This window comes from Mesorhizobium sp. INR15 (genome assembly GCF_015500075.1).
Taxonomy (GTDB): Bacteria; Pseudomonadota; Alphaproteobacteria; order Rhizobiales; family Rhizobiaceae; genus Mesorhizobium.
On the sequence record NZ_CP045496.1, the window covers coordinates 4507204 to 4531187 of the forward strand.

At 59.4% G+C, this 23984-nt stretch carries 19 protein-coding genes and 2 pseudogenes; 12 read left to right on the plus strand and 9 right to left on the minus strand.

The window, feature by feature from the left end; all coding sequences use genetic code 11:
• Nucleotides 1-69: 69 nt before the first annotated feature.
• Genes GA829_RS21985 through GA829_RS22000 form a run of 4 tightly spaced genes read left to right on the plus strand, consistent with a single transcriptional unit; the run spans nucleotide 70 to nucleotide 4812 of the window.
• Nucleotides 70-1647 carry an ABC transporter ATP-binding protein gene (locus tag GA829_RS21985; protein WP_195174745.1) on the plus strand — a complete coding sequence of 526 codons (1578 nt, stop codon included), beginning with the start codon at nucleotides 70-72 and terminating at the stop codon, nucleotides 1645-1647.
• Nucleotides 1644-2774 (plus strand): ABC transporter permease, encoded by a 1131-nt coding sequence (locus GA829_RS21990; RefSeq protein WP_195174746.1) that lies wholly within the window; start codon nucleotides 1644-1646, stop codon nucleotides 2772-2774. The genes GA829_RS21985 and GA829_RS21990 overlap by 4 nt, the downstream gene beginning before the upstream one ends.
• A complete protein-coding gene (locus GA829_RS21995) occupies nucleotides 2774-3694 on the plus strand; it encodes an ABC transporter permease (RefSeq protein ID WP_195174747.1) in 921 nt (306 codons plus the stop codon). The genes GA829_RS21990 and GA829_RS21995 overlap by 1 nt, the downstream gene beginning before the upstream one ends.
• 50 nt (nucleotides 3695-3744) lie before the next feature.
• Nucleotides 3745-4812 (plus strand): BMP family ABC transporter substrate-binding protein, encoded by a 1068-nt coding sequence (locus tag GA829_RS22000; RefSeq protein WP_195174748.1) that lies wholly within the window; start codon nucleotides 3745-3747, stop codon nucleotides 4810-4812.
• Between the two features lie 79 nt (nucleotides 4813-4891).
• Here the strand turns inward: GA829_RS22000 and rimO are convergent, their stop codons facing one another.
• The 6 genes from rimO to GA829_RS22030 form a co-directional block, all read right to left on the minus strand.
• Nucleotides 4892-6205: a 30S ribosomal protein S12 methylthiotransferase RimO gene (gene rimO / locus GA829_RS22005; RefSeq protein WP_195174749.1), complete on the minus strand. Its 1314-nt coding sequence runs from the start codon at nucleotides 6203-6205 to the stop codon at nucleotides 4892-4894.
• Between the two features lie 127 nt (nucleotides 6206-6332).
• Nucleotides 6333-6992, minus strand: coding sequence for a TerC family protein (locus GA829_RS22010; RefSeq protein ID WP_195174750.1), 660 nt, complete (start codon nucleotides 6990-6992; stop codon nucleotides 6333-6335).
• A gap of 187 nt (nucleotides 6993-7179) precedes the next feature.
• Complete coding sequence (locus tag GA829_RS22015) at nucleotides 7180-7587, minus strand: DUF930 domain-containing protein (protein ID WP_195174751.1); 408 nt, start codon at nucleotides 7585-7587, stop codon at nucleotides 7180-7182.
• Between the two features lie 91 nt (nucleotides 7588-7678).
• Nucleotides 7679-8377, minus strand: coding sequence for a DUF2161 domain-containing phosphodiesterase (locus GA829_RS22020; RefSeq protein WP_195174752.1), 699 nt, complete (start codon nucleotides 8375-8377; stop codon nucleotides 7679-7681).
• Nucleotides 8378-8859: 482 nt separating this feature from the next.
• Entirely contained in the window at nucleotides 8860-9468 is a 609-nt protein-coding gene (locus GA829_RS22025) for a hypothetical protein (RefSeq protein ID WP_195174753.1), read from the minus strand.
• A gap of 173 nt (nucleotides 9469-9641) precedes the next feature.
• Nucleotides 9642-10508, minus strand: coding sequence for a DUF2066 domain-containing protein (locus GA829_RS22030; RefSeq protein WP_195174754.1), 867 nt, complete (start codon nucleotides 10506-10508; stop codon nucleotides 9642-9644).
• Between the two features lie 34 nt (nucleotides 10509-10542).
• Here GA829_RS22030 and GA829_RS22035 point away from each other — a divergent pair, with 34 nt between their 5' ends.
• The 3 genes from GA829_RS22035 (at nucleotide 10543) to GA829_RS22045 (ending at nucleotide 14436) form a co-directional block, all read left to right on the plus strand.
• A complete protein-coding gene (locus tag GA829_RS22035; protein WP_195174755.1) occupies nucleotides 10543-11130 on the plus strand; it encodes a CGNR zinc finger domain-containing protein in 588 nt (195 codons plus the stop codon).
• A 463-nt stretch (nucleotides 11131-11593) separates the two neighbouring features.
• Entirely contained in the window at nucleotides 11594-12745 is a 1152-nt protein-coding gene (locus GA829_RS22040) for an acyltransferase family protein (RefSeq protein ID WP_195174756.1), read from the plus strand.
• A 395-nt stretch (nucleotides 12746-13140) separates the two neighbouring features.
• The gene (locus tag GA829_RS22045; RefSeq protein ID WP_210337683.1) at nucleotides 13141-14436 is read left to right on the plus strand and encodes a tyrosine-type recombinase/integrase; all 1296 of its coding nucleotides are present in this window, start codon (nucleotides 13141-13143) and stop codon (nucleotides 14434-14436) included.
• 1143 nt (nucleotides 14437-15579) lie between these two features.
• On the opposite strand, the gene GA829_RS22050 is transcribed toward GA829_RS22045, so the two are convergent.
• Entirely contained in the window at nucleotides 15580-15792 is a 213-nt protein-coding gene (locus GA829_RS22050) for a helix-turn-helix transcriptional regulator (protein ID WP_195174757.1), read from the minus strand.
• A 129-nt stretch (nucleotides 15793-15921) separates the two neighbouring features.
• Nucleotides 15922-18969, minus strand: coding sequence for a Ti-type conjugative transfer relaxase TraA (gene traA, locus GA829_RS22055; RefSeq protein WP_195174758.1), 3048 nt, complete (start codon nucleotides 18967-18969; stop codon nucleotides 15922-15924).
• Nucleotides 18970-19141: 172 nt separating this feature from the next.
• On the opposite strand from traA, the pseudogene GA829_RS22060 reads away from it, so the two are divergent.
• From GA829_RS22060 to GA829_RS37580, 3 genes and pseudogenes are all read left to right on the plus strand, one after another.
• Nucleotides 19142-19466: pseudogene (locus GA829_RS22060) on the plus strand (conjugal transfer protein TraD).
• Between the two features lies 1 nt (nucleotide 19467).
• Nucleotides 19468-19633: pseudogene (locus tag GA829_RS22065) on the plus strand (conjugal transfer protein TraD).
• A gap of 551 nt (nucleotides 19634-20184) precedes the next feature.
• Nucleotides 20185-20658 (plus strand): DNA-processing protein DprA, encoded by a 474-nt coding sequence (locus GA829_RS37580; RefSeq protein ID WP_195174759.1) that lies wholly within the window; start codon nucleotides 20185-20187, stop codon nucleotides 20656-20658.
• Here the strand turns inward: GA829_RS37580 and GA829_RS22075 are convergent.
• Nucleotides 20655-21248 (minus strand): DUF982 domain-containing protein, encoded by a 594-nt coding sequence (locus GA829_RS22075; RefSeq protein ID WP_195174760.1) that lies wholly within the window; start codon nucleotides 21246-21248, stop codon nucleotides 20655-20657. The genes GA829_RS37580 and GA829_RS22075 overlap by 4 nt on opposite strands.
• Nucleotides 21249-21760: 512 nt before the next feature.
• Here GA829_RS22075 and GA829_RS22080 point away from each other — a divergent pair.
• Both GA829_RS22080 and GA829_RS22085 read left to right on the plus strand, forming a co-directional pair.
• Entirely contained in the window at nucleotides 21761-21979 is a 219-nt protein-coding gene (locus GA829_RS22080) for a hypothetical protein (RefSeq protein WP_195179901.1), read from the plus strand.
• Nucleotides 21980-22527: 548 nt separating this feature from the next.
• Nucleotides 22528-23523: a coiled-coil domain-containing protein gene (locus tag GA829_RS22085; RefSeq protein ID WP_195174761.1), complete on the plus strand. Its 996-nt coding sequence runs from the start codon at nucleotides 22528-22530 to the stop codon at nucleotides 23521-23523.
• The last annotated feature ends 461 nt before the right edge of the window (nucleotides 23524-23984 follow it).

Consider the following 23984-nt stretch of genomic DNA (forward strand, 5'->3'; position numbering starts at 1 on the left):
CCGCTTTCCGATGGGAGCCGGCCGCGCCTACGATGCTTGCGGGAACACAGAACATATCTGGCAAACCAGATGGGAGGCACTGTGAGTGCAAATCAGGACGGCGCGAACCTGCTTGAGGTTCGTGGCCTCACGAAGGTATTTGGCACGCTGACGGCGTGCGACCACATCGATCTCAACATCGCCAAAGGTGAAATCCACGCGTTGCTGGGTGAAAACGGCGCCGGCAAGTCGACGCTGGTCAAGATGCTGTTTGGCTCGCTGGAACCCAATTCCGGCGAGATTTCCTGGAACGGCCAACCGGTCAGGATCACCAGTCCAGGCGTTGCCAAGAAGCTCGGCGTCGGCATGGTGTTCCAGCATTTTTCGCTGTTCGAGGCGCTGACCGCTGCCGAAAACATCGCGCTGTCATTGGATGACGGTTCGCCGATCAGCAGCATCGCGGCGAAGGCAAGGGCGCTATCCTACAGCTACGGCCTGCCGCTTGATCCGGAATCACTGGTCGGCGACCTGTCGGTCGGCGAGCGCCAGCGCATCGAGATCATCCGCTGCCTTCTGCAGACGCCGCAGCTGATCATTCTGGACGAGCCGACCTCTGTGCTGACGCCGCAGGAAGCCGACAAGCTGTTCGAGACGCTTGAGCGTCTGCGGTCGGAGGGCAAATCCATTCTCTACATTTCGCACCGGCTGGAAGAGGTCAAACGCATCTGCGACCGCGCCACCGTTCTGCGTCACGGCAAAGTCGTCGGCCATTGCAACCCGCGTGAGGAAACGGCGTCGTCGCTGGCCCGCATGATGGTCGGCAACGAGGTGAAGGCCGTGGTGCGCGCACCGGTCGAAGGCATCGACAAGGCTGCGCCCCTGCTCGAAATTCGCGATCTCAACCGCAAGCCGGCGACGCCATTCTCGATCCCGCTCAAGAACATCAACCTGAATGTGCGGGCCGGTGAGGTGATCGGCATTGCCGGCGTCGCGGGCAACGGTCAGGGCGAATTCTTTGAATCCGTATCCGGCGAAGTTTTGCAGCAGAACGCCGCCTCGGTGCGGATTCGCGGCAAGGATGCCGGCGGCCTTACGATTACGGGGCGCCGCCTGCTCGGCGCCGCCTTTGTGCCGGAAGAGCGCCTTGGTCATGGTGCGGCGCCACGCATGAAGCTTTCCGAAAATCTGCTTCTGTCACGTCACGCCACTGATGGCAGGGCTTTTGTCGGCGCCGGCGGCATGGTCAAGAGCGGGGCAATCTACAGCGCCGCCCAACGCATCATTGAGGCGATGGATGTGCGCAAAAGCGCGCCGGACCCGGAGGCCGCTGCACTTTCGGGCGGCAATCTGCAGAAATTCATTGTCGGACGAGAACTCGATCGCCGGCCAAGCGTCATGGTGGTCAACCAGCCCACCTGGGGTGTCGACGCCGGTGCCGCCGCTCATATCCGCCAGGCGCTCATCGAACTTTCGCGCAGCGGATCGGCGGTGCTGGTCATCAGCCAGGACCTCGATGAACTGTTCGAGATGTCGGATGCGATCGCGGTCATGCACAATGGCGAGCTGTCGAAGCCGATGCCGATCGCGGAAGCAACTTTCGAGAAAGTCGGGTTGTTGATGGGCGGTGCGGAGCCCGGTCACGCCGAACATACGCTGGAGACGGCATGATGCGCCTCGAACTCGTCAAACGCCCACAGCGATCCATGCTGTTTTCGGCGCTATCGCCTTTCATTGCCTTTGCGCTGACAATGATTGCCGGTGCGATCATGTTCGCACTGCTTGGGGTCAACCCATTCAATGCATTCCACATCTATTTCATCGAGCCGATCAGCCAGACGTGGCAGTTGCACGAACTGGCGATCAAGGCAGCACCACTGATCCTGATCGCGGTCGGCCTGTCGGTCTGTTACAAGGCCAACATCTGGAACATCGGCGCAGAGGGTCAATTCGTCCTTGGCGGCATTGTCGGGTCGATCATTCCGGTGCTGTTCCCGCAATTCGAAGGCCCGCTGGTGCTGCCGTTGATGCTGTTGCTCGGCATGGTGGGCGGTGCCGCTTATGCGGCGATCCCTGCTCTGCTCAAGACGCGTTTCGGCACCAATGAAATCCTGACCAGCCTGATGCTGGTCTATGTCGCTCAGCTCTTCCTCGACTGGCTGGTGCGCGGCCCGTGGCGCGACCCGCAAGGTCACGGTTTCCCACAGACGATCCAGTTCGGCGATTCAGCGATACTGCCCCAATTGATGCCGGATGCCGGGCGCGCCAACTGGGGATTTGTTTTCGCGATCATTGCCGCGCTGCTGGTTTGGGTCCTGATGAGCCGTTTGCTCAAGGGTTTTGAAGTCCGCGTGCTGGGCTCCAGCCCACGGGCGGGACGGTTCGCCGGCTTCGGCATCAACCGCATGGTGTTCTTCGCCTTCCTGTTGTCGGGCGCGTTGGCTGGGCTCGCCGGCATATCGGAAGTTTCGGGCGCCATCGGCCAGTTGCAGCCGGTGATCTCGCCGGGATACGGCTTCACCGCCATCATCGTGGCGTTCCTTGGCCGCCTCAATCCACTCGGCATCGTCGCCGCAGGGCTGGTGCTGGCGCTCACCTATCTCGGTGGCGAAGCCGTACAGAGCGCGCTCGGCATTTCCGACAAGGTAGCGCGCGTCTTCCAGGGCATGCTGCTGTTCTTCGTGCTCGGCTGCGACACGCTCATCCACTACCGCATCCGCGTCATCGGCCTTGCCCTGACGAAACCCGAGGCAGCGACCAAACTCGAAGCCACGCCAAAGCTCAAAGAGGCCCGCTGATGGACATCACCGTAAACATCCTTCTGACCATCGCCACGGCGGCCACGCCGCTGCTGATCGCGGCAATCGGTGAGCTGGTCGTCGAACGCTCCGGCGTGCTCAATCTTGGCGTCGAGGGCATGATGATCATGGGCGCGGTCGGTGGCTTTGGCGCCAGCTACCTGACGGGCTCACCATGGATCGGGCTACTGGCCGCGATCGCCATGGGCGCTCTGTTCTCGCTGCTGTTTGCCGTCATGACGCTGTCTCTGGCCACCAACCAGGTAGCGACCGGCCTTTCGTTGACCCTGCTTGGCCTCGGCCTGTCAGGCATGATGGGAACCAGTTTTGTCGGCCAGCCCGGCGAGCGGCTGCCCAATCTCGACATCCCCGGCCTAACCTCAATCCCTGTCGTTGGCCGCCTTCTGTTTGGCCAGGATCCGATCTTCTACATCTCGATCGCCCTGACCGCCGCCGTGATGTGGTTCCTGTTCAAGACCCGCACGGGGCTGACCTTGCGCTCGATCGGCGACAGCCACACATCGGCGCACGCACTCGGCATCCAGGTGATCCGCTACCGCTATCTCGCGGTGATCTTCGGAGGTGCCTGTGCCGGCCTTGCCGGCGGTCATTTGTCGCTGGTCTACACACCGCAGTGGGTCGAGAACATGAGCGCCGGCCGTGGCTGGATCGCGCTTGCACTGGTGGTGTTTGCCTCATGGCGCCCATGGCGGGTGCTGGCCGGCGCATACATCTTCGGTGCGGTTTGGATCGGCCAGCTTCATGCACAGGCTTTTGGTATTCCGGTGCCTTCGCAACTGCTTTCTTCGTTGCCCTATCTGGCAACCGTCGTGGTTCTCGTTCTAATCTCGCGCAACAAGCGTTTGACGATGATGAACACGCCGGCTTCCTTGGGGCAGCCATTCGTTCCGGATCGTTGATAAAAATAACAAACGGGAAGCTCCAAGGCTTAACACAGAGAGGTAACACGATGAAAAAACTACTTATTGCCCTGATGACCACGACCGCCGCATTCTCGCTGGCGGCGTCCGCCGAGGCTGCGGACAAGCTGAAGGCGTGCTGGGTCTACACCGGCCCGATCGGCGATTTCGGCTATTCGTATCAGCACGACCAGGGCCGCCTACAGGTCGAAAAAGAGCTCGGCGACAAGGTCGAGACCGCCTATCTGGAGAACGTGTCCGAAGGCCCCGACGCCGACCGTGCATTCGAGCGTCTGGCCCGCGAAGGCTGCAAGATCATCTTCGGCACATCCTTCGGCTTCATGGATCCCGAAGTGAAGGCCGCCAAGAAGTTTCCGAAGGTGATGTTCGAGCACGCGACCGGTTACAAGACGGGTGACAACCTCGGCATCTACAACGCGCGCTTCTATGAAGGCCGCTACATTCTGGGCCAGATCGCCGCCAAGGAATCGAAGTCGGGCGTCGCCGGCTATATCGTCTCCTTCCCGATCCCCGAAGTGGTGATGGGCATCAACTCGTTCATGCTCGGAGCGCAGTCGATCAACCCGAACTTCAAGGCCAAGATCGTCTGGGTGAACTCGTGGTTCGATCCGGGCAAGGAAGCCGATGCCGCCAAGGCACTGTTCGACCAGGGCGCCGACATCGTCGTTCAGCACACGGATTCCACGGCCGCCTTGCAGGTTGCCGAGGAGCGCGGGTTGAAAGGTTTCGGCCAATCGTCCGACATGATCAAGTTCGCGCCCAAGGCGCAGCTGACCTCGCTTACCGACGACTGGGGTCCGTACTATGTCGGCCGCGTCAAGGCAGCCCTCGACGGCACCTGGAAGCCTGACAATGTCTGGCTCGGCATCAAGGACGGTGCGGTCCATATGGCGGCCTACACCAACATGCCCGACGACGTGAAGGCGATGGCGGAAGCCACCCAGAAGAAGATCGCCGACGGCTGGAACCCCTTTACCGGGCCGGTCGCCAAGCAGGACGGCACGCCTTGGCTGAAGGACAAGGAAGTCGCGGATGATGGCACGCTGCTCGGCATGAACTTCTATGTGAAGGGCGTCGACGACAAGCTGCCGCAGTAAGCGCTGGCTGAACTCCAAACTGGAAAGGGCGCCGCAAGGCGCCCTTTTTCGTTACCAGCCATCCAGGCGAGACGAGGGGTCAGACCGCCGAACCATAGAGATCATAGGCGTCGGCGCGGTCGATCTTGACCGTGACGATGTCACCGGCGCGCAAGGGACGGCGCGACTGGATATGGACCGAGCCATCAATCTCCGGCGCGTCATATTTGGTCCGGCCCTTCGCAGAGGTGCCATGTGCCTCGTCGATCAGCACGGGCAGGCGCTTGCCAACCTTCTTGGCCAGCTGTGTCGCTGAAATCTTCTGCTGACGCTGCATGAAGCGATGCCAGCGCGCTTCCTTGATCTCCTGCGGGACCTGTTCGAGGCCGAGATCATTGGAGCGGGCGCCCCGCACAGGCTCGTATTTGAAGCAGCCGGCGCGGTCGATCTTGGCTTCATCCAGCCAGTCGAGCAGCATCTCGAAATCCTCGTCCGTCTCGCCGGGGAAGCCGACGATGAAGGTCGAGCGGATGGCGAGATCCGGACACACGTCACGCCAGCCGCGAATGCGCTCCAGTGTCTTTTCGCCATGCGCTGGCCGGCGCATGTTCTTCAGCACCTGAGGCGAGGCGTGCTGGAACGGAATGTCGAGATAGGGAAGGATTTTCCCATCGGCCATCAAAGGGATGACGTCCGCGACATGCGGGTAGGGGTAGACGTAGTGCATGCGCACCCAGATGCCGAGCTTGCCCAGTTCTTCCGACAAGTCGAGGAATTTGGCGCGGACTTCGCGGTCGCCGAACATGCTGGTCTGGTATTTGATGTCGATGCCGTAGGCGCTGGTGTCCTGCGAGATCACCAGGAGTTCCTTGACCCCCGCGTTGGCCAGTTTCTCGGCCTCGCGCAGCACATCGGCAGCCGGCCGCGACACGAGATCGCCACGCAGCGCCGGGATGATGCAGAAGGTGCAGCGGTTGTTGCAGCCTTCCGAAATCTTGAGATAGGCGTAGTGGCGCGGGGTCAGCTTGACGCCCTGCGGCGGCAGAAGGTCGATATAGGGATCGTGGCTTGGCGGCGCCGCCTCATGCACGGCCGCCATCACGCTCTCATAGGCCTGCGGCCCGGTGATGGCGAGAACGTTGGGATGTCTTTCACGGATGACATCAGGCTCGGCGCCGAGGCAGCCTGTGACGATGACCCGGCCGTTTTCCGAAAGCGCCGAGCCAATGGCGTTGAGCGACTCGTCACGGGCGGAATCGAGGAAGCCGCAGGTGTTGACCACGACGAGGTCGGCGCCGTCATGCTTGCGGGCAATCTCGTAACCCTCGGCGCGCAAGCGCGTGATGATGCGCTCCGAATCCACAAGGGCTTTCGGGCATCCAAGACTGACAAAACTCACGCGAGGAGCGGACATATAGGTTTTCCGGGCTTTTCAGGATTGGCGGCGCATTAGCATACTTATTGCGGCAATGGTATGGGCACGCCATCGATGCGGCAAAACGCTTGCTGGGTGCTCGCGAAACTTAGCCGGGCAGGCAGGCTCAGCCGACCGCGCTGTTGACATGCGGCCAGACTTCCACCGCGCCGCGATAGACCATGTCCACCGCCACATAGAGGATGATCAGCAGGCCGACATAAGCGATCCAGCGGTGGCGATGCAGCAATTTGGCGATGAAGGTCGCGGCCAGCCCCATCAATGCGATCGACAGGACAAGGCCGATCACCAGTACCGGAAAATGATCGCGTGCCGCGCCAGCCACCGCCAGCACATTGTCGAGCGACATCGACACATCGGCGACGACAATCTGCAGGGCTGCCTGACCGAGTGTCTTGCGCGGCGTCTTGCCGGCCACGGCCTTGTCGCTGTTGAGATCGGAATTGGAGAGCGCTTCCGTAGCCTCCAGTTCGTCCGCATGGGACGTGCGCAACTCGCGATACATCTTCCAGCACACCCACAGGAGCAGGATGCCACCGGCAAGCAGCAGGCCGACAACCGCCAGAAGTTTGACCGTGATGGCCGCGAAAAAGATGCGCAGAACGGTGGCCGCGATCACACCGATCAGGATCGCGCGCTTGCGCTGGTCGGCGGGCAGGCCGGCGGCGGCGAGACCGATAACTATGGCGTTGTCACCCGCAAGTACGAGGTCGATGGCGATGACCTGAAGAAGGGCCGATAACCCTGCGGTTGTGAAGATTTCCATCGACCGGAAGCCCTTGCTGGTTCGCCGAGTGTTCGTTGTCGATTATCCAGACGGCCCTAACTTGGTGGTCCTCCGGCGTCAAGGGTTCGCTCGCGCTGACATCACCAAACCGTGATTTCGCCTATGCCGGATGAAAAATCCACGGCATGAAGCGGCAGCCCGGCAGGCCACCGAGGCTCGGAACAACTCAATCGTAGAGATTATACTTCGACCAGTCGGCTTCCGGAATCTCGTCGCCGATGCGGTATCGGAGCTGCAAGATTTCCATATGGTCCGGCGCCGTCTGGCACTTGAACTTCAGCTTGTACCATTGCCCCTTGCTGCGAAACGCAGCGCCTGGGCTCCTGATCGCGTCGGTGCCCATCTCGGGCGTTGCAAAGGCGTAGGCGACCACGCGATCGGCTTTGAACTTGCTATCGTCGTGGGTGATCCGGTCCAGGATTTCGGCGTCACAACGCTGTTCAAGCCGGGTCTGCGGGTCGAGTTTCATCAGGCCGGCGCGCAATGCGCTGTCCATTGCGTTGGCTGGAAAACCCAGTGTCACGCACGCCAGGGCTGTAATGCATAGCTTCTTCATGGGCGAGAGAAGCAGCATATTTTGTCGGAATAATCAACATGACGAGGCATTTCGCGCCGATCAGTGTTTGACGTGCGGCGTCGAAAGGTGTCGGCGGGAAGCCTTCTGATCACTTGATCGACAGACCCAAATCCGCCAATGGCGCCGCTTCGGCAGGCGATTGCGGCCAACGGATCAGCGACGCCCGCCCAGCATCCGTGAGGTCATAGACGCCGCGATCGACGCGCGCGAACCAACCATAGACATTATCCATCAGAATCTTCGGCGCGATCGGCGTCAGGGCCTTCAGATCGCGCGGCCGCCTGGGCCCATCCACCATCGCGGCGGCGCAGGTGAGGGCGCTTTGGCGATAGGCCGTCATGATCGGTTTGCGAGAGCCGCCTCCCACGACAGGGTCGCCACGCCGGCGCTGGTGTTCGTCGACCAGGCGGGAGCGGCGGCGCGCATTCTTGCGCGGCGCCAGGGCGATCGGGCTGAGAAGCACTTCAACGCGATCGGCCGCGGTCACGGCGAGCAGACCGAAGCCGAGCCGGCGGCAGAGATTGCGAAACCTGGCATCGCTCTCGCGCCCCTTGCCGCGGGCCGACATGCGGGCGGCGAGCCACACTTCGTCGCATGCGGCGGCGCGATCTACACCTTGCAGCACCAGCTCGAGATTAAACTGCAGCTTCAGTTCACATATGACCACAACCGGCGGCTCACCATCGCGCAACGCGACAATGTCGCAGCCACCAATCTCGCCTTTCACTGTGAAGCCGAGGCCTTCGAGGAAGCGCTTCACCGGCGCATATAGGGAGGTTTCGTTCATGCAGTCATGTCTAGCCGATTCGACGCGAAAGGGGTCGGACGGCTTGTATGGCTGCGGCTTCGTTGCTTTCCGTTTGAAAGCGCCAACTGTCTACCCGCCGGTTCCGTCGTCCATCATGGTGCCGGTCAGCGTCTCATAGATACTGCTGCATGTTCGCGAATTCGGGCAACTCTCTATGACCAACACAGGTGCCACGGTAACGATCGCGGCTGCAACAATCTGAAGACATAGAGCGCGCATCCCAGATCTACTGGCTATGAGCCCTCTGACAAAGAAGTAGAGGCCTTGGGCGAGGCATGCGATGGCGAGGCCGTGGAGAAGCGGGCTGGTCGCCCTTGCGAACGGCGTTATGTAGCCATCTGGAAAACCCAGCATGCCAAGCTCAATGAGCCAGTGCAAGGCGAGCAGGGTGCTCAGCCCGGACCAAGCAACGACCACTCCGCGAATGAAGACCGATTGCACGTCCTTTGCCCTTGGCGAACTCACCCGATGTGCTTGCGCAAGCGATAGATCTGATAACTGACCAGTGCCGAGAACGGCATTTCGATCTTAAAAGGAGAAAGGTGTTTCGACCAAAGCGTTGAGTTGCCTTCCCAGACATCGCCTGTGTCATCGTCGCCTTCAGGCCCGTCAAGCACAGCGAAATCCTTGAACGAACACCGCGCCGCTATGAGCTTGACGACAGCCTGGATCTCATTTTCGGGCAGAGGCTGGCCGAGCACGAATAATGTGGGCCGCCGGTTGTCCAGTGCGCGCCGGGTGGCGGCACACCATCTGTCGTGTCGTGCTCTTGCGGCGGTGTAGCTCGAAGCCAGTGTTGCTTCCGTGATTTCGGCAGGGAATTCGTGATAGTGCATTGTGCCGTATCGCCGATTGGCCACGACGCCGGCTTCATGGACAAACAGATCCTCGCGCTCGAAGAGGCCGACAAAATCCTTTTGGAAATAGTCGACCAGGGCGGAAGGCGGTGTGACTTGCCAGTCAAAGACCTGGCGCAGCGAGTTTTTCCTGCCGAAGACGCGCTGAATGTTTGCTTTCGGTCGGCAATTCGGCCCCAGGCTCATGACCTGCTGAAAAATGCGCTGTTCCAAATGATCCGCCCCTGTGCCCGCGATAGCCTTGACTGGGAAAAACGGCTTTTTGATCAATTTTTCAATATAGAATCAAACGAATGGCTTGGCGGGAAGTTAATTGCCCCCGGGAGAGGCGCCAGCGATCCTCGATATGTTGCGCAAACCACGAAACTTGCAACGGGCTGCTTGGACTATTTCATCGGCTTCAGGCGCTTGGCGGCACCGCCAATGGCATCGCGAAAGGCAGCATCGAAGTTTGCGCCGGCGATCTTCCAGTTCGCGGAATCCGCGCTCAGTGGCAGGCGCCAAACCGCGTGCCAGCCAGGTTCACTGGAGCCCCAATCGAGACGGCCGACAAGGATCGCATCGACTCCCAATCTGGATTTCAGCTTGGTCAATGTCTCATGCGGTATCGCATCGATCTTGTCAGGCGCGATGGCCGCTGCCGACAGATCGGCGTCTGTAGCGAATATGACAGGGATGGCGAAAAGCGCCGATGCATCCGCGAAGCTAGCGCGCAGATCTGAACCGTGAACGCCGTCGGCGGCAAGCACATAGCTGCGCGCCATGTCGGTAACTTCCAGGAGCAACCCCAGCTTGGGACGAGGCCCGAGCCATGGCCTTTCGCCCAGCGCTGCCACCGCATCGTTCAGCCGCGTCCGATCAAACTGGAAAGTGAGATCAAAAGGGCGGTCGCGTGTTCCTTGCTCGTCATGGATGGGCACGCCAAACATCCGATCATGGTACGTATAGGACCAGATCATTGGCGCGGCCCGGGCCGCTAGCGCAGTGAAACCGGCTTTTTGCGCAATCTCCGGGTTTCCAGTCAGTTTCTGCGCTGCCAGTTCGAAACCCCTGGGAATAACAGGAATGCGCGTTTCCTCGCGGTCACCCGTAACGATCAGGCTCGATCGGTAAAGCGCATCGTCGTCGGCATGGGCCAATGTCGGAACCGCTAACCACATGAGGAGCGCCAACAGAGATTTGTTCATGCGTCTCCATTCTCCGCTTGAGTAACCATATAAGAGGTTACATATTGGCGTTGTGGAAGCAACCAAATTAACCAGGACCTACGTCTCACCGTTTGGCTCAATGCGGATGCTGGCCGGGGCGCCCGCACTTGACCTCGCCAACACCTTGCATTGGCGCGACGGGGAGGCGATCGACTTCATTCCAAGCTATGAGGATATGCTGAGCTTTTGCATCCCTGCCCAGCTGCTGGCGGAAGGCGAAGGGCGTGCCCTCATGCGGCTGAATAAAAAGCATCGGGACGTGGCCCGCGATGTTCATGTCGAGGTGCTGAAACTGCGGTCAGCGCTCAAGGCGTGGCTCATTTCGTCGGCGCGAAATCTCAGCCATGGTACAGGACCCAAACGCAGTTCTTTAAACGACTTCCAGGAGGCGATCGCTCGGGCCGGAGGGACTGCGGACTTGGGCAATATCCTGACCCTCACCACCGTTTCCGAAAGCGAGGCTATCTGCCTGCCGCTGCGCCGGTCTGCCGCGGCCGCTGCAATGCTGGTGCTCTTTCCACCGGCAAATGACATCCGGCAATGCGAGGCTGACCGCTGCGGCGGCTTCTTTGTCAATGAAAGCCGCTCAAAGCCGAGGCGCTGGTGCTCAATGGATGGCTGTGGCAACAGGGCCAAAGCGGCGCGCTTTCGCTTGGCGCATCGGTGATAATATCGCGTCGCTTTCCTCAAAACGTCGGCAGGATTGCTAGAAGCGCGAGTAAGGACAGCTTAGGTTGGTGAATTGGCCAAGTGTCGATCAAATTGATGGTATCAACCATTTGTTTCTATAAAATATTCTGTCGGCACAGGCGGCAAAATATCCATAAAGTACCCGGAGCGCGAATGCATGCTATTGGCGGCCGATATCGACCTTATCGACACCATTCCGCAAGCCAACTCTGCGGCGGGCGGAGGTGGTGGGCTTGGCGGGACATTTGACGCCATCTTTGGTGGTGGCGGCTAGAGCAATGTGTTTCCGGGGGCTCAATAGCACGGGCAGCCTATACGCGGATGGCGGCTACACCGGGCAGGGCGGCAAGCACCAAGAACCGGGAGTGATCTATCGTCGCCATTGTGCACTGCAACAAAAGATCGCATAATCGGGTGTGTATTTTGCGGAGAGGCACCCTATGCAAGCTCACAAAAACCAAAAGCTTCTAGAACTGGATGCTCTGCGCGGCATTATGGCCTTCTGGGTTTTTGTGTCGCACGTCGTCCTATTTAGCGGTCTAACCACGGGAAAACTGTCGTTTCTTGGACGAGGAGAAATCCCCGTAACCGTGTTTATCGTTCTCAGCGGATTCGCTATCGCATCGTCGTTGGCCGCATCCGACGCAACGTACTCGCAATACTTGGCGCGCCGCGCTGTCCGCATCTATCCCGTCGCCATGATCGGTATCGTTCTCGGCGTGTTGACATGGACTTATTTCGTGCCGTTTGCCCGAGGTATTGGGTGGCTGGACCCATCATGGGTCGCAATCTACGACACGCGAACGGCAAGCATATCGGCCAATCTCTGGCAGCACGTGCTCGCGCACCTATTCCTTTTACACGGGGCGATTCCAGAGGAACTTCTTTCTGGTGCACCCACATCGCTGAACGGACCGATGTGGAGCCTGTCATTGGAATGGCAGTTTTATCTTGTCGCACCATTGCTCGTTGCCGCGTTGTCAGCTCCTAAGGAGCGCTGGTTGGCGCTGGCGGCGGCAATTCTAGTGATGTCCATCTTCGCCTTTCGCTATCGTTGGCATTTCCCGTCGCAGCCGTCTTTTCTGCCGTTCATGCTTGGATGGTTCTTTCTAGGCATGCTGACAGCCATTTATTATCGTCGCATCATCCAGAGTAGCGCGGATGTGCTGGCTGCGTCTGTGGCAATTGTCGGAGTCGCGATATGTTCTTCAACCATCGATATCCTAGTGCCGGTAGTCATATGGGCGGTGTCGGTAAGCTGCATTTCAGTTCGGGGAATACCGCCGCTTGATCTTGTCGGCGGCCTGCTTCGCACCCGATGGCTCATCTGGTTCGGGGAGCGTTCCTACGCATTTTACGTGTTCCATTTTCCGGTCATGACAGTCTGGGCTTACTGGCTACAGAAAAATGGCTTCATGCAAAGCAAGATAGCATGCGCAGCTCTGCTTTTTTGCAGTTTGCCGGTCGTTGTGACTGCTGCATGGCTCTCCTACAAGTACATGGAAAAGCCGTTGAATTCGTGGGCCAAAGACCGGTTTTCTGGTAAAAGGCGCCCTGATATCGCGGTCAGCAAAATCGAATATCCAGCCTAAGCCTAAGGGAAGATAAAAGACCCGCTGGCGGCTATTTCCGAGTCAAAGCGCCTACAAGCATTCCCGCCACTGAGCGACATGAGTTCAATTGGCAGTCGCTCGAAAACGACGCTGACCCATTCCAAAATTACGCATATTAGGCGGCTAGATCGCCGGTTGGTTAGTTCGATTTGGTCAGTCAAAATCGGAAAACCCACGTTTTCTGGCCCTTTCGGGCTTGATTTGGCGGAGGAAGTGGAGGCCATATTGATTTGTCGCGTCTTGTAGCAGGCCGTCCCAGTCGATAGAAATACCTCAAACATTTCAATATAGTAGTCTTAAGTGTCCATTGCTTAACTGTCTCATGCTGTTGCAATACGCCCTATCCAATGCCATTGTTTTTGGCGGGTAAGATAATGGGTGTGGAAAAAGCGATGCCGAAAATTGCCAAGGAACTTTCAGCGCTCGCCGTCAAAAATTTGAAGCATCCCGGATCATCCGCATCGGGGAATGTTGTCCATGCCATTGGCGGTGTCGCTGGCCTCATGCTCCAGATAACGCCCCGTGGCGGCCGGTCGTGGCTTTTGCGCACCATGGTGAATGGCAAACGCCGCGAAATGGGTCTTGGCGGACATGACGTGTCGTTGGGTGAGGCGCGCGAACGCGCTAGAACGATGAAAGCTAAAATCCGTGATCAAGGTGTTGATCCGGTGCAAGAGAAGCGCGACCGTCGTAAGGCAGCGGAGGCGGCGGCCAAGCGTCACCTACTATTCCGTGACGCCGTTGACAAATTTTTGACCGATACGCTGGCGGAATTCAGGAACGAAAAACACCGGAAGCAGTGGCGCTCAACGCTCGATAATTACGTCATGCCTGTCATTGGGAATCTTGCCGTTTCCGACGTGACCAAGCACCACTTGGTCGAAATCCTCAAACCAATCTGGGCGACTAAGACCGAAACAGCCACACGACTACGGCAGCGTATTGAACGTGTGTTGGATTGGACTAAGGCGCATGGACACCGCGACGGCGATAATCCGGCGGCATGGAAAGGCAATCTTGCCGCCATGTTGTCGAAACCAAGCAAGGTCAAGCAATCCGATAATCAACCCGCCATTCAGTTGAAAGACGCGCCCACATGGTTTGCCGCGTTGCGCAAACGCGAAGGGACAGGAGCACGGGCGCTTGAATTCGTCACATTGACCGCCGGACGATCCGGCGAAGTGCGCGGCATGGAATGGCCGGAAATAGATTGGGACGCCAAATTGTGGATGGTCCCGGCTGCACGAATGAAGATGAAAAAGCCACACACGGTTGCGCTGTCTGATGCTGCGCTAGCAATTCTGACCAGGATGAAAGAGGCGAAAACCGATAATAGCAAATATGTGTTCCCGGCGATCCGTGGCGGGATGCTGTCCGATATGACGCTATCGGCGACAATGAAGCGCATGCACGAAAGCGACGTGGAGGCCGGGCGCGTTGGATGGCCGGACAAGCATTCTGGCCGTCCAGCGGTCCCCCACGGCTTGCGCTCAACATTCAGCGATTGGTCCGGCGAACTTTCGGACTATCCCCGCGACATGCGGGAATTCGCCCTGGCCCATGCCATCAACAGCGAAGTTGAAGCCGCGTACCGGCGCGAAACGATGGTTGAGAAACGCCGCGCCATGATGAGCGATTGGGCCGCGTTCTTGCGAGGTAACAAGCAATGACCGACGAAGCGTTAAACGAAGCAATGAACGCGCTCAGGGCGGCTCCGAAGGCGATTGCAGCCTATTGATCGCCCGCATTACCGACCGAGGCGTTGCGCCAGGTGCATCAAGGATGCGCGTCCAGACTCTGATAGGTATCCAAGCGCAAAGTCTCCACAGTCCCTGTTGATTGATAGAACTCTTCCGAAGGTCCAAGCAAAGGTACACTCTTACTGGAAGGGGCCTCGCTTTCAAGAGACCAAAACTTCCCAGACGCAGTGATCCATTTTCCAAGTGATTGGGTGAAGGCAAGCGCTGATCAGCAGGATACTACCTGCCATATTTATCATCCAACCGACGAGAAAGTCGAACTCCCGGTCCTCCTCCATTGTCTGGGATAAAATCAATTCCCGCTGCCTCGAAGGCGGCAAGAATAGCCTGAAGCGTTTTGGGTTTGAGACGATCGCCTTGTCCCAAACGGGTAATTGTTTGCGTTGCGACGCACGCTACATCGGCCAGGTCCCGTATGCCCCAGCCAAGGGCTGCTCGTGCCATCCTACATTGGATTGCGCATATTTCATCACTCGGTGATGAAGTCGAATGGGGCAGGGCGGTTGCTGACTTCGCGGCGCAACAAACCGTTGGGATGCTGCCGACGCTGAGGTCGGCTACTTGGGAGCAGACGAACTGATAAGGCCATCCGAAACAGCCGAACGTCTACTGATGGATAAACTGCCGCTGACAGCGGCTACCTCCATCGAGGGCATCTTAGCGAAGCTGCTCGTTATTCTGCATGACGGTGAGCATGGGGAGCGTCCCGACGATTTCCCCTGGCCGCATATCCACTCGATATTGAATGACCTCGCCTGCCACCATAAATCTCAATCCTAGGATGATTGCCGCATCGATCGAACAACCTTCAACTGACGGCTGATGGACCGTAAGGATGCAGTCTTCTTCGAAGTATGCTGAGCTGGTCGCAGCGGGGTTCGGGAAGCAGAAAAGCGGCCAGTGGAGTGCTGTTCGCTCCAAAGTTGCTTGCTCGAGCAACCCATTCGGATGGGCGCGAGGCCGACTATCGTTTCTGGTTTGTAGTGTCCGCTCGCCCTGCGGCGACCGCTACGTCTCGATGAAAGACTGCTTCCCTTGCAGCGTACATCAACGTCATAACTCGTCGCCCTCGTCTTGCGGACGCCACGAAACGGGATTGGTTATCCAGCGACTGATATCGGATTCATGCCAGCCTGCACCGTGGATACTGATCTGGATCTGGCGTGGGAAGGTGCCTTCGGCTATCTTGCGATATATCGTGGACCGAGACAGACCGGTCCGGGAAAGAACGGTTTTCAGGCGGAGGATCCGGTCTGGTTCAGGCATGGTCGCACTGCCTCTTGCTGGCTGGTTCTGATTGCTCCTGATCCAGAGAGGACAGTCACTTACGGGCGCGCAAGAGGGTTTTCCGGGTTGTCTTGCCCCGGCGTGGAAACGGCGGCAAATCGGAGGGGTTCAGATCCCAATGCCGCGTCCTCTGCCGATGCCGTGGCTGAATGCAAGTTCCGCGCCGAGGCGGCGGCCGGAATCGGTGTGTATGCCGAGATCACGCTTGCGGTTGGCAAGCAGGGATTCAAGCTGAGGATCGCGTTCAAGGCTCTTGGCCATGTCGGACATGGCCGACCGTGTTGACTTGTAGCCCGACATGTCGCCGGCCAGGTATTGGCCCTGGCTTGTCCGATCGAGGCTCTGCCAGCGTTCCACGAAACGGTCGGCGCGGCGGCCCGGATCGAGGTCCAGGCCGGTGCGAATTTCCGTCTCAAGCTGGAGAGCGAGCACGATGCGGTTGACGCGGCCGGCGCCGGCCTCACGGACGAGTTCAGGGTTCTTGACATAGGCCGCCTCGGCATCGCGCCAGCCATGCGGCCGAACTTTCTCGAAAGCACTGCGGGCATCCTTCAGTTCTTGCATCGGCTCCGGACTGCCCTGGCCATCCGCGTTTCCAGTGCTGAGGATAGCGTCGAGAGCGCGCGCGTGACGAACAAGCGCGTTCGTGCGCGCGCGGCGGAGCGACGCTTCTGGGTCGACCTGCAAATCCGTGTCGCGCTGCGCTCCCTTGGCGGAAGCTTCTCTTTCGGGCGCAGGGCCGGCATCTCCGATTTGCGCGCCAACATTTTCTCTTCCCGGCCTGCGCACACGGTCTTGGCTGGGCTCGGCGTCTGCGGGCGAGCGCAACCCGTCCAGCAGCCGGCCGAGCTTGTCGCGCAGCTTCTCCGGAACGATGCGACGCACGATCTCGACCACGCGCTCGCGAAAAGTGATGCCGCGCCGCTCGGCATAGTGTTGCGCCGGGTCGGCTTGCTCGTAATCCGACGCCATGTCCTTGGCACGGTCGCGTGACAGCGTACGGACCAGCCGGTCCCGTGTCGCGAAGTCGTCGCCGCCGTAATGCAGGTCCATCCCATCCCGATGCCGCGACAGCGCGACGTAGCTGCCATGCGCATCCATGCCCGGCGTTGCGAGCACATGGACGCGATCGACAGTCATGCCCTGCGCCTTATGAACGGTCGCGGCATAGCCATGGTCAATGTGGGCATAGTCTTTGAGGTCAAAGCGCACCGACCTGCCGTCGTCGGTGCGCGCGGCCATGCTCTGTGTGCTGACCTCCTCAATCACACCAAGCGTGCCGTTCTTGACGCCGAGTCCACGCTCGTTACGCAGGAACATGACGCGGTCGCCGCTGGCGAAGTTCCTTACGCCGCGTTCGGCTGTGATCTGAACATCGTCGCCGAGATCGCCGGCAGCTCGCATCCGGTCGCGCGCTGCCTTGTTGAGCGCACGCACCTCATCGTTTGTGTGGGTGAGAATGATCCGGCTTGCTTCGGGTTCTGCCTGCCTGTCGCGATCCCAGCGCTCGACCAGATCGCTGCGCGCTTCGTCGCGCGTCGCGGCCTGATGCACCATGCCTTGCGCGTCATAGGCGCTGATTGCGGCACCGATCCTGCCGGTTGCCAGATCGCGCGTGGCCTCACGCTGCCAGTCCTCGCGCTGCCGGCGAACCTGGCCGATCTCGACGCCGCCATGACGTTCGTGGATGGAACGGAATGCAGCGCCCGCTTCGATCGCCTGCAGCTGCTGGGGATCACCAACCAGCACGATTTTTGCGCCGACTTCCGCTGCATGGGAGAGCACGCGCTCCAACTGGCGCGTGCCGACCATGCCGGCCTCGTCGATCACTAGGACATCGCGCGCTGTGAGCAGATCGCGGCCCTGCCCCCAACCATGTTCCATACTGGCGATGGTGCGAGATGGGATGCTGGATCCGCTTTCCAGATTCTCGGCTGCGATGCCGGCGAGTGCCGCGCCTCGAACTTCGTAGCCTGCGGCTGCCCATGCCTGGCGCGCAACGCCAAGCATCGCGCTCTTACCCGTTCCGGCAAAGCCGACAACGACACCAAGACCGTGCCCATCGGTGATGTGATCCAGTGCATCGGTCTGCTCGCCTGACAAAACAAGTCCGCGCTGCTTGGCGACCGCCAGAGCAGCCTCGCGATCCTGATCACTCACTGCATGACGTTCCTCCGCGACCATGCGTTCCGCCGCGCGATGCAGGCGCTGTTCGGTCTCGATCATTTGCCGGGTGGTGAAGCGATCTTCACCGCGTCCGTCCTTGCCGAGTTCGGCCAGATCGGGCGCATTGCTGATGGCTGTCACCACCTCATTGAACTGCTCCATTCCGTCGCTGTGCCGATGCGAGAACTTCGCAATGTCCTTTCGGGTGAAGGTCGATTGCTGATGCGTGATGGCCTCCAGCGCCACGGATGGATCCGCAATGATGCGCGCGCCATTGTCGCGAGCGATCTCGCGGTGCAGTTCGGCGCGATCTGCTTCAATGCCGCCATCCTCAAAGCCACCGCCTTCAATGCGTTGGGCTGGTGCACCAATCTGCGTCTGCGGCTCCAAGGCAATACCCTGCGCTTCCAGACTGCGATGATCGATGCGGGCGTCGATGTCGAGTTCGGCAAGCCGCTCATTGGCAAGCTCCGCCCATCGCTCGCGCCAGCGCTCGACCAACTCGGTGCTGTTCCAGTCGCGCACCTTTGCGCCAAAGCCATCCGCGTCCACGGACCGCATGGTGAGCATGACATGCGCATGCGGCTTGGGACTGCCATCCTCCGCCCTGTCCCAATGCACGTTGAGATCTGCGACCATGCCCCGGCTGACAAACTCGGCCTGCACGAAGCCGCGCGCCAGTTCGATGCCTTGTGCCTGGCTGAGTTCGCGCGGCAGGGCAAACTCCACCTCGCGGGCAAGCTGCGCATCCTTGCGTACCTCGAACGCCTCGACATCGTTCCACAGCCGTTCGCGGTCGCTCCAGGCCTGCGGCGCATTCTCCGGCAGCAAAACCTCGGAATGGACAACGCCGCGCTTGGCTGAGAAGTCATGGCTTCGTTCAATCCGCTCATCGCGCAGCCGCGACGCCGAGCGGTACGCGGCGGACGCCACAGCGCTGCTCCCAGCCTTGCGGCCAATGACCTTGACGTGAAGATGATAAATCGCCATCGCGACAGGATCATTTGCACGGCAAACCGCACGTCGGCACGACGTATAAGCGCGCCCTCCCTCGATAAATTCTCGGGATGGACCAACCCGTCCCGGGCTGTCTCGGCAACCCTGAAGCCTTCCGGCAGCTGCTCGCCTATCATTGCCGCATTGCCAACAGATGGAGACAGTCATGCGCAAACCACGCGACTTCGACGCGGAACTGAAGGCACTGGACAAGGCGCGGGAGCTTAAAACGCGAAAGGTGCAGCAACTTAGCGAGCTGGTGATCGCCACCGGCGCCGATCAACTCAGCACCGACGAACCGGCCGGCGCGCTGGTTGCAATGACTGAGACGAAAGACGCCGCAAAACGTGAGGCATGGGCCGCGCGTGGGGTGATGTTTTTCGAGAGCGGGTCACGGCGAACTGCTCCTGCATCTCAGCGCAACTTCTCGCGGCGCTTCAGCGCAATCGGGCAGCCCGCAATCGCCGCCAAGCGGCACGGGCACGCAATGACATGCGGGCCTGGCAGGTCGTACGCCGTAAGCGCACCCGGCATCTGATTGAACTCGGCGGTCTCGTCGTCAAGGCAGGCATCGTTGAGCTCACCAATGACGATCGCGCTAATCTACGGCGCTTTGCGTTGGATGGCCGACAAGCTCAAAAGCGATCAGAGTGAATAGGCCCGAAAGCTATGGGCCGCAAAGAGTCAGCAGGCGTTCGAGGATGAATGAAGCACCAGCATCGCCAAATGACGGGTCCTTTTGGCAGCAATTGAGGCAGGCGAGCGATGTCCTCCAACCGATATGGCGGAAGAACGCCGGCGAGAGATCATGCGGAAGAGGAGGGCGAATGCGAAGCGGCAGCGATTGCGGCGAGATGTCAGCGCCGAGCAGGCCTGCTCCTGAATATTTGCCGTCGGTCGAATGCGTGCTTTTCCGCCGGATGCATCTGCCGGTCTTTGTCTCGTCGGAAAGCGGGACGCGCGGTCTCTTCGTCGATTTACGGCGGCACCTGGAAGGCGGCTGATGAACATGCCATCGCGTCTGCCTCAATGTCAAAGATCCGGTGTACATTGCCCAGCATACGCATCTTTGGCGCGATCTTCGCGGCGCTCGGAAAGTGTCGGCTTTATAAACTCCTGGCTCTTGTTCCGGGATTGAGCGCAGCAACAAGAGATCAATGCGTGCAAATAGAGGCCGGGCGCCGCGGTCCTCCCATCCATTGATTTGAATTGGAAACTCTGCTCCTTCAGTTACGCCATCGACAGTTTCGACCTGCCACCCGCGAGCCCAGTGCAGAAGGTCAGAAGCGCGCGCAGCAGCTGGTCAAATCGTTGGTCAAGGACGGCTTCACGATCGTATCGGGCCTCGCAAAAGGCATTGACCGTGTCGCGCATCAGACCGCAATCGATGAGGGTGGTCGAACGATCGCGCTCATCGGCACACCGCTGCATCATTCCTACCCGGCTGAGAATCGCGAGTTGCAGAACACGATCGCGAATGACCTTCTTTTGATCTCGCAAGTACCGGTCAAACGCTGGCAAAACCAGTGTCTGCGCGACATGGCTCTGATCGCGAAAATTCAAGCGTGCCGATTGTCAAGCGAGGCATCTATGCCGACAGTTCGATATATCGATACTCGAACTCATGACGAACTTGAACTGTTCGCTCTTCATTCCGATGATCGAACTTCAAGGTCAACCTAACCGTCAGCGAAAACCTCGGTCCGCTCATCATAGGCTGCCATCCATTCTTCTGCCGCGCGCGCAACCGCAAGTTCGATTGCGTCCGGCGCAAGAATTCCGTGGGCTAGAGCAAAGGCCTCAAAGGCAGCACGAGCCGTCTCAACGTCTTCGTTGCGGGCAAGTGCGGATTGGCAAAGCGCAACTGACGCTGTGTATTTCGGGCTGAGCCGCCCCGTCCATTCATCAAGGACTTGACGGGCTTCCTGCACAGAGGACACCGCATGGGGAAAGCCAAGTCCCACGAAGACGTGAACAGGGTGGTTGAAGCGATGAGCGGACATCGTTTGCAGCTCCGTTGGATTGGGCGGTGGCCCGACTACCAAGTCTGGCGTTTGGAAGGCGCATCTGGGCAGTCGGGCCGGGGACCATTGCTGGCACTCGGATATTCTCGTCCTCCCCGCAACGATGCAAGTAATCCTTAAGGACAGCACGGTGCCTCCGAACTTGGAGTAGGCGCGCCCCCCGCCATTCGGAAAGTCGAAGCAAAAGCGCAGTTCGCGATTGGCGCCATCCTGCGCCAATAGGAAGCTGCAGCGAATGGCGGTCAGCATTTTTGGACAGTCCTGACCGACACCGACGGGTATGGGGTTTACGGCGTTCAATCCGGCGGTGCGCGCCGGCGTTGGGGTAGGTTTTGCTGACCCCGGGCCTAGCCGACACGTTAAGTCGGCTAGCACAACCCTAATCTAAGTTAGTAAACCTGCAAACAACGCCCAGCAAGTCCCGTTCCCTTACTGCATTGTCCCATTGCGAGACGGAATGCTGGCATCGCTCTTGCGTCGGAAGGGTACCGGATGATTCCGGCCCTGATCGCGTTCCTGATCAGGTAGCAGGCTCGCCGGGTTTGAGGTGGTTGGGGTCTTCGCCCGGCGTCATATGCCCTTCGCGTCAAAGCTCGACCTCGGCAGCGGCCCGGTGCCCTAGTTGGGATTGGGGAGGACACCGGGCCTAACCGACGGGTCGGTCGTGAGAACGGTCCCGCGGGGGAAGATATGCGCCCATGCTAATCTGCTCGAAAGTCAAACGAACGAGGTACAAAGAACAACAATTCGGGGGCCAACCGATGACCGGCAAACCTGCAGCAACGTATGTCGTCTGCGCGTTCGAGAAGCCGCATTGGCGCACCGTGCTGACCGCGACGCAAAAGCAGGAAGGCGATCGATATTGCCAAGGAAGTCGGCGAAAAGGTTCGGGTCTAGGGGATAATATCGAAGGAGAAGAAGGTAATAGAACACAGCCGACGCGCTCGCAGGATGCGCTGAACATAGCTTCGGCTCTATGACGCACAGATTAGCCCGGTCATGTGGACTAGGCCGGCAACTCGCGCACCAAACCCAATGAAGATTTGTCCGTTGTCGGCGGCAAAATGCCAGCGAGCCAAAAAGAAATAGCGAGAACCCCGAGCGATCAGCACCAAATTAGCCGCATTGAATAACGGGTACGGCTCAGAGATGGCCGGCGCGCTTCTGCTGGGAGCTTGCCTGAATGGCGCCGGCCTGACGGGTCCTGTTCAGGTCCGCCGCAGCATTAAAGTAGCTGATTCTTGACGCAGCGTCAGGTGGCTAGTGCGGCCGTATATGAAGGCATGAGATGTCAAATCCCCACACATTAGTCTGGAAGTGAAGGACCGGAGAGTATCATGGCCTCTACGTCTTTTGAGCAACCTAAGCCATATTAGGTACTCGGCGTAGATTTCGGGAACAATATCATCAAGAGTAAGTTTCCTTCCGCGAGATCACATCAATACGATAGAATCTTACGACACTGATAACTGCAGACGAGACACCAATGTAACCCTCTTGAGTGTGCATTCGCAGCGAGGATCGCGCGGTGATTTTCAGAGATGGATCATATGCAATACTCCAACCTGCCAAGCGTGCGGCGTTGGTTAATTTTGGCATTCACCACTGGAGGTGGAGTGCAATCCCTGTATGCATATGTCTTCTTTGGCTGATATTTCCTGGAGACGATCGTGCCGAACTTGTTGCCGCGCAAGGCCAATTGGCGGCGGCAAATGCACAATTGGGCTTGATGCAGCGCGTCAAAAGAAACGCCATCCAGCAGGCGCATATGGCTGCCGACGCGGCTGCTCAGCAGGGACGCGCGTTGAGAGATTCGGCTCAAAGGAAACAAAGTGTGGCGCTCGATCTGGAAGCGGCGCACGGGGCTATTACTTCCTTAAAAGCGAAAGCCGTTCTTGCCGAGGAAGCGCGCAATGCCATGGCGGCTTCACTTGCCCAGGCGAATCGAGCGTTTGACCAGGAACGCCGCAGGGTGGAGCTCACCGGGCGCGATCTCGCCCTAGCCCGGCAAGCCAGCGACACCAATAACACAAGTGCGGATCAGGCCGCGATCGAACTGGCCGGCGCCCTAAAGGGCCGGCAGGTCGCCGAGGCCAACTTAAACCTTTCCAACAATGCATTGCAGCATTCATTGCAAGTTGCGCGCGCTCAGGCGGACCTGGCCGCGCGTGATCTCGACGTTGCTCACCAGGAACGTGACGCGGCAACGCAGGCCGCCGCCGAACAACACGCGGCTCTGGAGGAAGAGCGCCAAAAGGCCCTTGCCATGGCCATCAACCTCAGTGCCGCGCGCAGCGCTATCGATCTCGTCAAATCGCAAAGTGCGCGTCGCAGCGCGCGTATAGGACGGGCAATCGAAGCGAGTGTTGCGGCAATTCCACTGGCTAGCCAGTCGGCCCGTCAACGTAACTCGTCTGAAAAAGGCAATTCAAAGGTCCACAAATCATCAAAACGCGTTGTGGTAGCGACGACGGTTACCCTCCCGGACGCGTTGCTCCCGACTACGCAGGGCCCTCGACAATGAAGCTGGTGACGGCCGGAGAAAATCGAACCTGCGCCGCTGGAGGAAACCGTCAATGTACAAATACGTGGCAGTCGCAATGATGATCGGAATGGCTGAACCTGCCTGGGCCCTTGACGTGGGTGGTGGCGGCAAGGTTGGCGGGCTTGGGTTTGGTGCTGGAGTGAGCGTCGGTGCACAAGGTGCCTCTTTCGGAGTCGGTGCTAGCGTCGATGGTGTGGGTGGAGCAAACATCGGGGGATCCGTCGGCACGGGCAACGGGTCCGTCGGCGTAGGCGTCGGTGCTGGCGGCAAGCCGGGGCGTACAAGCGCGGACGTGTCGACAGGTACTGCCGGCTCGGCGTCCGCTAAGGCGTCAACTGCAGGCAGCCCAGCACCAGATAATGCGGCGATTGGTTCGGCCAATGGCACGAAGCCTAGCATCAACCTGCCGTCCACTCTAAGGCCTTCCAATGCTGGACGCG

Excerpts from the sequence above, each read along its gene's own strand:
- GA829_RS21985 (WP_195174745.1), top strand. The coding sequence starts at position 70 with ATGGGAGGCACTGTGAGTGCAAATCAGGACGGCGCGAACCTGCTTGAG.
- GA829_RS21990 (WP_195174746.1), top strand. The coding sequence starts at position 1,644 with ATGATGCGCCTCGAACTCGTCAAACGCCCACAGCGATCCATGCTGTTT.
- GA829_RS21995 (WP_195174747.1), top strand. The coding sequence starts at position 2,774 with ATGGACATCACCGTAAACATCCTTCTGACCATCGCCACGGCGGCCACG.
- GA829_RS22000 (WP_195174748.1), top strand. The coding sequence starts at position 3,745 with ATGAAAAAACTACTTATTGCCCTGATGACCACGACCGCCGCATTCTCG.
- rimO (WP_195174749.1), bottom strand. The coding sequence starts at position 6,205 with ATGTCCGCTCCTCGCGTGAGTTTTGTCAGTCTTGGATGCCCGAAAGCC.
- GA829_RS22010 (WP_195174750.1), bottom strand. The coding sequence starts at position 6,992 with ATGGAAATCTTCACAACCGCAGGGTTATCGGCCCTTCTTCAGGTCATC.
- GA829_RS22015 (WP_195174751.1), bottom strand. The coding sequence starts at position 7,587 with ATGCTGCTTCTCTCGCCCATGAAGAAGCTATGCATTACAGCCCTGGCG.
- GA829_RS22020 (WP_195174752.1), bottom strand. The coding sequence starts at position 8,377 with ATGAACGAAACCTCCCTATATGCGCCGGTGAAGCGCTTCCTCGAAGGC.
- GA829_RS22035 (WP_195174755.1), top strand. The coding sequence starts at position 10,543 with ATGCGGATGCTGGCCGGGGCGCCCGCACTTGACCTCGCCAACACCTTG.
- GA829_RS22040 (WP_195174756.1), top strand. The coding sequence starts at position 11,594 with ATGCAAGCTCACAAAAACCAAAAGCTTCTAGAACTGGATGCTCTGCGC.
- GA829_RS22045 (WP_210337683.1), top strand. The coding sequence starts at position 13,141 with ATGGGTGTGGAAAAAGCGATGCCGAAAATTGCCAAGGAACTTTCAGCG.
- GA829_RS22050 (WP_195174757.1), bottom strand. The coding sequence starts at position 15,792 with ATGCCTGAACCAGACCGGATCCTCCGCCTGAAAACCGTTCTTTCCCGG.
- traA (WP_195174758.1), bottom strand. The coding sequence starts at position 18,969 with ATGGCGATTTATCATCTTCACGTCAAGGTCATTGGCCGCAAGGCTGGG.
- GA829_RS22075 (WP_195174760.1), bottom strand. The coding sequence starts at position 21,248 with ATGCTGACCGCCATTCGCTGCAGCTTCCTATTGGCGCAGGATGGCGCC.
- GA829_RS22080 (WP_195179901.1), top strand. The coding sequence starts at position 21,761 with ATGACCGGCAAACCTGCAGCAACGTATGTCGTCTGCGCGTTCGAGAAG.